The sequence below is a fragment of the Stenotrophomonas sp. 2YAF22 genome (assembly GCF_052114665.1).
GTDB classification, from domain to species: Bacteria; Pseudomonadota; Gammaproteobacteria; order Xanthomonadales; family Xanthomonadaceae; genus Stenotrophomonas; species Stenotrophomonas indicatrix.
On record NZ_JBFRFE010000122.1, the window covers coordinates 1 to 8,391 of the forward strand.

Consider the following 8,391-nt stretch of genomic DNA (forward strand, 5'->3'; position numbering starts at 1 on the left):
GTGCCGGCCGCTGGCCGGCAACCCCATCAACCTCGATCAAAGTCGCGATCAGCCGGCCAGCGGCCGGCTCTACCACGGGGCCATCAGATGTCGCTGTGGTGATGGGGCGCTGCCGCCGGCAGCGGATCATGGCCGCCGACGAAATGACGCACCACCGGGGCGCGCTCACCGCGATGCAGCGCGCGCAGCGCCTCCTGGATCGCCTTGTCGTCGGCGGTGATGCGTTCATGCTGGCGCAGGTGCTCCAACCACGACGCTGCGACGAAATACTCCAGATGGATGCCCGGGGTCGCCACATCCTCGACCACGCCCCAGACCACGGCGCCATCGCGCCGACGGATCGTTCCCAGCGTGCGCATCTGCGCCTGGAACGCGGCGCGGTCGGCGGCATCGACGCGATATTCGATGGTCACCAGCACCGGTCCACGATCATTCGACACCGACACCGACAGCTCCGGCGCTGGCCAGTGGCCGGCAGGACTCAGGTTCAGATCCTCGGCGCCGGCAATACGCACGCGCCACACCAGCAGGCCGCCGATGACCGCGCCTGCTGCGGCCACCAGCAATGCCAGTTCCGGCGATGTGCGCTGCGCCAGTGCGCCCCAGCTCAGGCCACCGGCCGCCATGCCGGCCGAAAACACCATGATGTACAGGGCAAGCGCACGCGCCCTCACCCAGGCCGGCACCGCCGTCTGCGCTGCGATCTGCAACGAAGACAGTACGGTGATCCAGGCAAAGCCATTGACCAGCATCACCAGCGGCAACACGTACCAGCTGCGGGTCAGCGCCAGGCCGGCCAGGCTTGCCGCCAGCGACAAGGTGGCCAGCAGCACCAGCAGGTCGCGGTCAAGCCTGGCCCGCAGCTTCGGCAGCAGCAACGCACCGCCCACCGCACCGATGCCGATGCAACCCAGCAGCACGCCGTACTGCCCCGCTCCGCCCTGCATCTGCCCGCGCACCACCACCGGCAGCATTGCGTTCATCGCCGCGGCAAAGAAGAAGAAACCGGCCGATTTGATCAGTACCGCCTGCAGGCGACCGGCACGGCTGGCATAGCGCAGGCCCGCCTTGAGGCCAGCGCCGAACCCTTCGGGCGGCAGGCTGGACGCCTTCGGATCACGCTTCCAGCCCCACACCACGAACAGCATGGCGGCAAAGGTGATGGCGTTGAACCCGAAGGCCCACACCGCACCCAGCTGGGCCACGATCACCCCGCCGATGGCCGGCCCGATGGAACGGGCGATGTTGATGCCGATGGAGTTGAGTGCCACGGCCGAGGCCAGCATCGGCTGCGGAACCAGCTCGGAGACGATCGCGGCCTGTGCCGGCATGGCCATCGCCGCACCGCAGCCCATGCAGAAGGTCAGCAGCACCAGCAGCTGCGGGGTCAGCAGGTCCAATGCCGTGAGCACGGCGGTCGCTGCCGCCACCAGCAGCATCCAGCCCTGGGTGAACAGCAGGTACTTGCGGCGGTCGACGATGTCGGCCAGGGTCCCGGCCGCCAGCGCCAACAGCACGATCGGCACGGTGGTCGCCGACTGCACCAGCGCGACCATCAGCGCCGAACCGGTGCGTTCGGCCATCACCCAGGCCGCAGCCACGTCGTTGACCCAGGTACCGATGTTGCTGGCCAGGATCGCCAGCCAGATCGAGCGGAACATGCGGATCTTCAACGGCGACCATGCGCCATCGACCTGCGGGGAGTGTTGTGACGCCGATGCGTTCACCATTGCCATGCTCCAACGATTGAGGCGAACAGCGTGTCCCGGCCGCCGGCCTGCGTCAGTGCAGGACCCGCGTCGACCCAGGCCAGCTGCAGCTGCCATTGCCAGTGGTCGTTGACCTGCCAGCGGGTTTCGGATTTGTACTGGGTACCGATGCGGCGTGCGCCTCCGGCACTGTCGGGCAACGCTGCCAACGGTGCCGGCGTGGTATAGACCGCATCGGCGCGCCGATGCTTCCACGCCAGTTGCACACCCAGCTCGGTGGTCACCGCCTCATGCAGGCGCAGTGCCAGCGTCGGTTGCAGATCCATCAGGTTGGCCGGTGCCAACAGGCTGGCTTCGCTGAAATAGGCGGACTTGGGAAACAACGCATTGAAGGTACCCAGACGACCATCACCCGGGTCTGCGTCGCCGCTGGCAATGTCGGCCTTCAGGCCAAGCCGCGGTTGCAGCGGCAGCGCGCTCCAGCGCCAACCGGTATCGGTGGCGAGGGTCCAGGCGCGGATGTCCAGATCGCCGGTCACCGCCCGCAGTTCACCGCCCTGCGCCACCAGTTCGGTATTCCAGTCCAGCGCACCCGACTGGCCGAACCAGCGCGCGCCCAGGGTCTGCCGCCGCTCGGTGCCGCTGCCCGCGGCGAAGCGCGCGCCCTCACGACGATAGTCGAGCAGGTAAAGGTCCCACTGGCTGATGCCAGCGCCCTTGGCCGTGGTCGCATACGCGCCGAGCAGGTGTGCACCGCGCTCACCGCGGTCATCGAAAGCACCCGGGCGGTTCTCGACCGGTCGCAGCGCCATCAGGTCCAGTGCGCCCAGCCTGCCCTGCCACCCCACCCGCGCACCATCGAAGGCCAGGCGGATGTTCGGCCCGTCGCGCACCGACAACAGGCGCGAGCTGCCATAGCCCGCTTCCTGCCGGCCCAGCTGCACGTGCATGCCAGCGCCGGACCAGCGCCAGTACGCCTGCTGCACGTCCAGCGCGCCGCGATCGGTACGACCTGGGCCACCGGCCTTGCCGCGCTCGGCATGCGTACCCAGCTGCAGCTTCGCTTGCCAGTCACCCTGCGCGAAGGAGGCAGAAGCCAGCGCACGCAGCAGACCGTAGCCATCGTCGCCAGCACCGACGCCAAACCGGGTCGGGGCGTAGTACATGCCACGCAGGCGCAGCGATGCATCCCACTGCAACTGGCCGTCGCCAACCGTGGTACAGGCGCCACCGTCGCAGGCCAGCGCCAACGACGGCAACACCAGCGATGCCAAGGTCAGAACGCGAAGCACGAACACCCCATCGCGCCCCAGAACGCGGTCAGGTCGTTGGTTGGCGCCGGATGACGAACCGCGTGGCCATGCGCACCGTGGGTGCCGCAGGCCACACCATGGTGATGACGGTGCGCCGCAGCCAACCCGGTCGCCCCGCCACCGACGTGGTAGCCACCGAAGCGGTTCACCGGCGACCAGTCCGGCATCGCCGGAGGCAGCTGCGGCGCCAACCCGGCGTAGTCGCCGTCGCCATGCACGATGCGGCCACCCACCACGGTCAGCAGGCTGGTGATGTCGGCGATCTGCTGCTCATCGACGCGGAAGAAGTCGGACGACAGCAGGATGAAGTCGGCCAGCTGGCCCACCTTCAGCGTGCCCTTCACCGCTTCGTCGCCGGAGAACCAGGCGCTGCCCTGTGTCCACAGGCGCAGGGCCTGCTCGCGCTCCAGCAGGTTCTCATCACCGTACAGGGCCAGGCCGCCGACGGTGCGTCCCGTCACCAGCCACGACAGCGCCACCCATGGGTTGTAGCTGGCCACGCGGGTAGCATCGGTGCCGGCGCCGACCGGCACGCCCTCGGCCAGCATCCGCTTCACCGGTGGCGTGTGCCGCGCCGCCTGCACGCCATAGCGCTGCACGAATGCCTCGCCCTGGTAGGCCATGCGGTGCTGCACGGCGATGCCGCCGTTGAGTGCGCGGATACGCTCGATGTTGCGCGGGGTGATGGTCTCGGCATGGTCGATGAACCAGTGCAGGCCATCGAACGGCACCTCACGGTTGACCTGCTCGTAGACGTCGAGGATGCGGCTGATGCTTTCGTCGTAGGTCGCATGGATGCGGAACGGCCAGCGCTTCTCCACCAGCAGCTTCACCACATCGTGCAGCTCCGGCTCAAGTTCCGGTGGCAGTTCCGGGCGCGGCTCGTTGAACAGTTCAAAGTCGGCTGCAGAGAACACCAGCATCTCGCCGGCACCATTGTGGCGCAGCAGGTCATCGCCGTGGCGCGGTTGCAGCATCTCGCTCCAGCCACGGAAATCGCTGACCTCGCTGCCCTTGTTCTGGGTGAACAGGTTGTAGGCGATGCGCACGGTCAGCTGATCATCGCGATGCAGCTGCTCGATGACCTGGTAGTCCTCGGGGTAATTCTGGAAACCGCCTCCGGCGTCGATCACCGAGGTGATGCCCAGGCGGTTCAGCTCGCGCATGAAATGGCGGGTTGAATTGGCCTGGTACTCGACCGGCAGCTTCGGCCCCTTGGCCAGGGTCGCATACAGGATCAGTGCATTCGGCTTGGCCAGCAGCAGGCCGGTCGGGTTGCCCAGCGAATCGCGCACGATCTGTCCACCGGGCGGGTCCGGCGTTTCCTTGGTATAGCCACAGGCACGCAGCGCGGCGCGATTGAGCAGCGCGCGGTCGTACAGGTGCAGCAGGAACACCGGCGTATCCGGAGCGATGTCGTTCAGCTCCTGCAGGCTCGGCAGGCGCTTTTCGGTGAACTGGGTCGCGGTGAATCCACCCACCACGCGCACCCATTGCGGCGCGGGCGTGCGGTCAACCTGCGCCTTCAGCATGGCCATCGCATCGGCCAGTGAACGCAGGCCATCCCAGCGCAGTTCCAGGTTGTAGTTCAGGCCACCGCGGATCAGGTGGGTGTGGCTGTCATTGAGGCCGGGCACGATGCGCCGCCCCTGCGCATCGACGATCGTGGCTTCGCTGCCCCAACCGCGCATGATGTCCTCGTCGCTTCCCACGGCAACGATACGGCCGTTCTGCACGGCCAGTGCCTGCGCAAGTGGCTGCTGCGGATCAAGCGTGGTGATGCGTGCATTGCGGATGACCAGTGTGCTCATGCGACGCTCCTTGGAAGGGGATTGGATGGCCGCAGCGGTACCGCCAGCCAGGCCCAGCGCCAGCGCGGCACTGGTGGCCAGCACCACATTGCGGCGGCCAGGATCGAGAGGTTCGTTGTTCACGCGATGTCTCCAGAAAGAACCAGCCCATCCACCGCCCATGCACCGGGCCCGGCCAGGGCGATGGCCAGCAATGCCAGCGTCCACAACAATGGATACTCGGCACCGCCACGCATCCAGAACCATCCTTTGGGCAGCGCCAGCAGTGCGGTGAAGGCGATGAACGCGGCAGCGACAAGCGCGGCGACCCGGGCCTGCCAGCCCACCATCACCGCGGTGCCGGACGCCACCTGCAGCAGCGCCAGCAGCAGTGGCAACGGGGCCGCAGCAGGCAGGCCGAAGCCACGCAGTTCGCCGGCAAAACCTGCCAGGCCCGGCCCGTTGAACCAGCCGAACAACTTGCCCAGCGCATGCGGCAGCAGGAATCCTCCCGCCGCCACCCGCAGGATCAACAAGGCCAGGTCGAGGCCATGGCCATCGCGCACGCTCAGTGCCCGCCTTCCTGCGCGCCGAACATGGTCTTGGCGTACTGGATGCCGACGCCATAGCCACCCGCATGGTCACGGGCGATGCCGGTGGTCAGGTCGTAGGTTTCAGCACGCGCCCAGTCGCGCTGCAGTTCCAGCAGGTACTGCACGCTGGTGATTGGCACGGCACCGGCCTGCACCATGCGGGCGATCGCACGTTCGTGCGCCTCTTCGCTCACATCGCCGCAGGCATCGGTGATCACGTAGACCTCAAACCCCTGCTCCAGCGCCGACAGCGCCGGGCCGACGATGCATACACTGGTCCACAAGCCGGCGAGCACCAGCCGACGCTTGCCGATGCGGTTCACCTCATCGATCACCGGCTGGTCTTCCCAGGTGTTCATCGACGTGCGATCGAACACCGCCTGGCCAGGGAAGATCGCCGGCAGCTCCGGGAACATCGGGCCGGAGAACGACTTCTCGGCCACCGTGGTCAGCAGCACCGGCACCTTGAAGCCTTTGGCACCCTTGCTGATCAACGACACGTTGTTGCGCAGCGCGGAGATGTCGATGGTGTGGGTGGCAAATGCCATCTGCGACTGGTAGTCGATCAGTATCAGGGCGTGGTCGGCCGGTGACAGCAGTGCTTTGGCGGGGGTGGCGGTGGCGAGGCTCATGGGTGGACTCCGGTGGAGGAAACAACAGGGGGCTGGAAACGTGCCGCGCCATCGGCCAGATACTGGCCGGGACTGCAGCCGGTCTCGGCGCGGAAGCTGCGGACGAAGTGGCTCTGGTCGAAGAAGCCAAGATGCTGGGCCAGGCAGGTCATCGACTGCGCGGCCGTCGGCAGCAGCTGCGTGGCGCGTTCGATGCGCCGACGGCGCACGTAGCGCAGCGGACTGGCGCCGGTGCCCATGCGGAACAACCGCACCAGATGGAACCGGCTTACGCAGGCAACGGCAGCCAGCTCGGTCACCCGCAGCGGCTGCGACAGGTGCTCGTCGATGTAGCGCAGCGCACGCTGCAGGGCAGCCGACTGGTGCGGTGCCAAGGTGGTTGCGGACAGGGCAGGAGGCTGGACGGTAGCCATGAAGGAGCGCCGCGACGGGAGCACCCATGGTGTGCCGCCGGCTGCGATCGCCCTACCCCCGTCGGTCGAGGCCGGCGCTCACCCATTCGGGGGAGGCCGGCGCTGCAGCAGGCGGCGGCCGAACAACCGCGCATCCAGCGAATACGCGCCCGGCCCCAGCATGAGCAGGGCCAACGGCAGCAGCAGCCAGGGCAGCGCCGCGCCCTGCCCGTACAACCCCGACACTGCCAGCAGCACTGCCAGCGGGGTCAGCAGCCCGGGCAGCAGCAGGCCGATCGCCGCCAGGCACATCAGTCCCGGCGCACCGGCCGGGCTTCCGCCCGCCAACAGCCCCCCTGCCACGCACAGGCGCAGCCACAGCAGTCCCAGTCCGGGGCCGCGGTCAGGGAACATCACATACAAGCGCTGCATCGCCGGGCTCCGTCATCCATCACGGCGTAATAGCGGACACCGAAGCGGTACGCCTACCCCGAACGGGTCACCCCGGCCTGCCCCGCACCTGCCAGAATGACCGCATGCGTGGCCGCCCCTTCCCCTTCCTGCGTCGCCTGCCGGCGCTGCTGTCGTGCCTGCTGTTGTTGACTGCCCTGCCCGTCTTCGCCGTGCAGCAACCCGCAGTGAGCGATGGCATGCCCGGCTATCAGCACACCGCCTGGCGCGTCGGCCAGGGCGCCCCGGGGGATATCTGGGATATCGTCCAGGACCGCCAGGGCATGTTGTGGCTGGCGACGGGTTCGGGCCTGTACCGCTTCGACGGCCGCCGTTTCGAGCGGCAGGCCGCACCGACAGGCACCCGTTTTCCCTCCACCAACATGGTTACCCTCGGCCTCGATGGCGGCGATGGTGGCCTGTGGATCGGCTACTTCCAGGCAGGCATCAGCCAGTTCACGCAGGAACGCCTGCGCAGCTTCGGCCGCCCGCAGGGCGTGCCGGTGGGTGTGGTCCCCCGCTTCGCGCATGACCGCAACGGCCGCCTGTGGGCTGCCGTCAATGGCGGCCTGCGCTGGTTCGATGGACGTCGCTGGCAGGAGCCGCCGGCTTCCTTCGGCCTGCCGCAGAGACGCGTGCAATGGGTGCTGCAGGACCGCCACGGCACATTCTGGGTGCTGGCGGACCTGCAGATATGGCGTCGCCCTCCTGGCGCGGCCCGCTTCGAAGCCACCGGCATCGCGGTCTCGCAGATGGCCTCGCTGGTTGAGAGCCCGCGCGGCGAAATCTGGCTGGCCGACCGCGTGCGCGGCACGTCGCCGCTGGCCAACGCGCATGGCCTGTTGCCCGCCGAGGAACGTGAAGCACGGCGGCTGCCCGGGCTGGTCGCCTCGCGCCTGCAGTTCACGGCCGACGGGGCCCTGTGGGCCACGCTCAGCCCGCACGGTGGCGTGGCCCGGGTCACCTTCGACGGCCAAGAGGCTGTGCGCATGGAGCGCTTCGATGCCGCGCAGGGCCTTACCGCGACGTCGGCAGTGCCGGTCCTTGCCGATCGCGAAGGCAACATCTGGGTAGGCACCAACCTCGGCCTCAACCGCTTCCGTGCGCACAGCGTGCAGACCTTGTCCGTGGGCCCTACCGATCCCTACCGGTCATTGGTACGCGCCAGTGATGGCCGAGTGTATGGCTATGGCGAAGACCTGAAGCTGTTCGACCTGCGGCGTCCGCTGCTGGGCGGCAGTGCTGCGCAGCTGCAGGCCGCGGCACGACAGGCACCCACTCCGGTGTGGCAGTTCGACTGGATCAATCTGGCGCGCACCGTCAGCGGCCACACCACCCTCATACCGCTGCCGGCACCGTTCACCGGGCAGCCACTGCACGCCCTGCTGTTTGCCGATGCGGACCAGGCCTGGGCCTGCGCCGGCGAGCGCGCGGTGCTGCACTACACGGACAACCGCTGGCGTCGCGAAACCCGGCTTCCCGAGCAGGCCTGTTCGTCGCTGGCGCGTACCG

8 protein-coding genes are annotated in these 8,391 nt (G+C 68.1%); 1 reads left to right on the forward strand and 7 read right to left on the reverse strand.

The features are described from left to right. Nucleotides 1-83: 83 nt before the first annotated feature. From AB4Y84_RS07140 to AB4Y84_RS07170, 7 genes are all read right to left on the reverse strand, one after another. The gene (locus tag AB4Y84_RS07140) at nucleotides 84-1,730 is read right to left on the reverse strand and encodes an MFS transporter (RefSeq protein ID WP_442244839.1); all 1,647 of its coding nucleotides are present in this window, start codon (nucleotides 1,728-1,730) and stop codon (nucleotides 84-86) included. Next, complete coding sequence (locus AB4Y84_RS07145) at nucleotides 1,724-3,007, reverse strand: alginate export family protein (RefSeq protein WP_442244840.1); 1,284 nt, start codon at nucleotides 3,005-3,007, stop codon at nucleotides 1,724-1,726. The genes AB4Y84_RS07140 and AB4Y84_RS07145 overlap by 7 nt, the downstream gene beginning before the upstream one ends. Next, entirely contained in the window at nucleotides 2,986-4,833 is a 1,848-nt protein-coding gene (locus tag AB4Y84_RS07150; RefSeq protein WP_442244848.1) for an amidohydrolase, read from the reverse strand. The genes AB4Y84_RS07145 and AB4Y84_RS07150 overlap by 22 nt, the downstream gene beginning before the upstream one ends. A 119-nt stretch (nucleotides 4,834-4,952) precedes the next feature. Further along, nucleotides 4,953-5,378, reverse strand: coding sequence for a DoxX family protein (locus AB4Y84_RS07155; RefSeq protein WP_442244841.1), 426 nt, complete (start codon nucleotides 5,376-5,378; stop codon nucleotides 4,953-4,955). A gap of 2 nt (nucleotides 5,379-5,380) precedes the next feature. Next, on the reverse strand, nucleotides 5,381-6,037 hold the full coding sequence (locus tag AB4Y84_RS07160; RefSeq protein WP_059064421.1) for a hydrolase: 657 nt from the start codon (nucleotides 6,035-6,037) through the stop codon (nucleotides 5,381-5,383). Then, nucleotides 6,034-6,450, reverse strand: a complete 417-nt coding sequence (locus tag AB4Y84_RS07165) for a helix-turn-helix domain-containing protein (RefSeq protein WP_312108588.1) — start codon at nucleotides 6,448-6,450, stop codon at nucleotides 6,034-6,036. The genes AB4Y84_RS07160 and AB4Y84_RS07165 overlap by 4 nt, the downstream gene beginning before the upstream one ends. Nucleotides 6,451-6,528: 78 nt before the next feature. Further along, the gene (locus AB4Y84_RS07170) at nucleotides 6,529-6,861 is read right to left on the reverse strand and encodes a hypothetical protein (RefSeq protein WP_394197609.1); all 333 of its coding nucleotides are present in this window, start codon (nucleotides 6,859-6,861) and stop codon (nucleotides 6,529-6,531) included. Nucleotides 6,862-6,965: 104 nt separating this feature from the next. On the opposite strand from AB4Y84_RS07170, the gene AB4Y84_RS07175 reads away from it, so the two are divergent. Next, nucleotides 6,966-8,391, forward strand: a 1,426-nt coding sequence (locus tag AB4Y84_RS07175) for a ligand-binding sensor domain-containing protein (RefSeq protein ID WP_442249931.1), incomplete at its 3' end; no start/stop codon positions are given.

Excerpts from the sequence above, each read along its gene's own strand:
- AB4Y84_RS07165 (WP_312108588.1), bottom strand. The coding sequence starts at position 6,450 with ATGGCTACCGTCCAGCCTCCTGCCCTGTCCGCAACCACCTTGGCACCG.
- AB4Y84_RS07150 (WP_442244848.1), bottom strand. The coding sequence starts at position 4,833 with ATGAGCACACTGGTCATCCGCAATGCACGCATCACCACGCTTGATCCG.
- AB4Y84_RS07160 (WP_059064421.1), bottom strand. The coding sequence starts at position 6,037 with ATGAGCCTCGCCACCGCCACCCCCGCCAAAGCACTGCTGTCACCGGCC.
- AB4Y84_RS07170 (WP_394197609.1), bottom strand. The coding sequence starts at position 6,861 with ATGCAGCGCTTGTATGTGATGTTCCCTGACCGCGGCCCCGGACTGGGA.
- AB4Y84_RS07140 (WP_442244839.1), bottom strand. The coding sequence starts at position 1,730 with ATGGTGAACGCATCGGCGTCACAACACTCCCCGCAGGTCGATGGCGCA.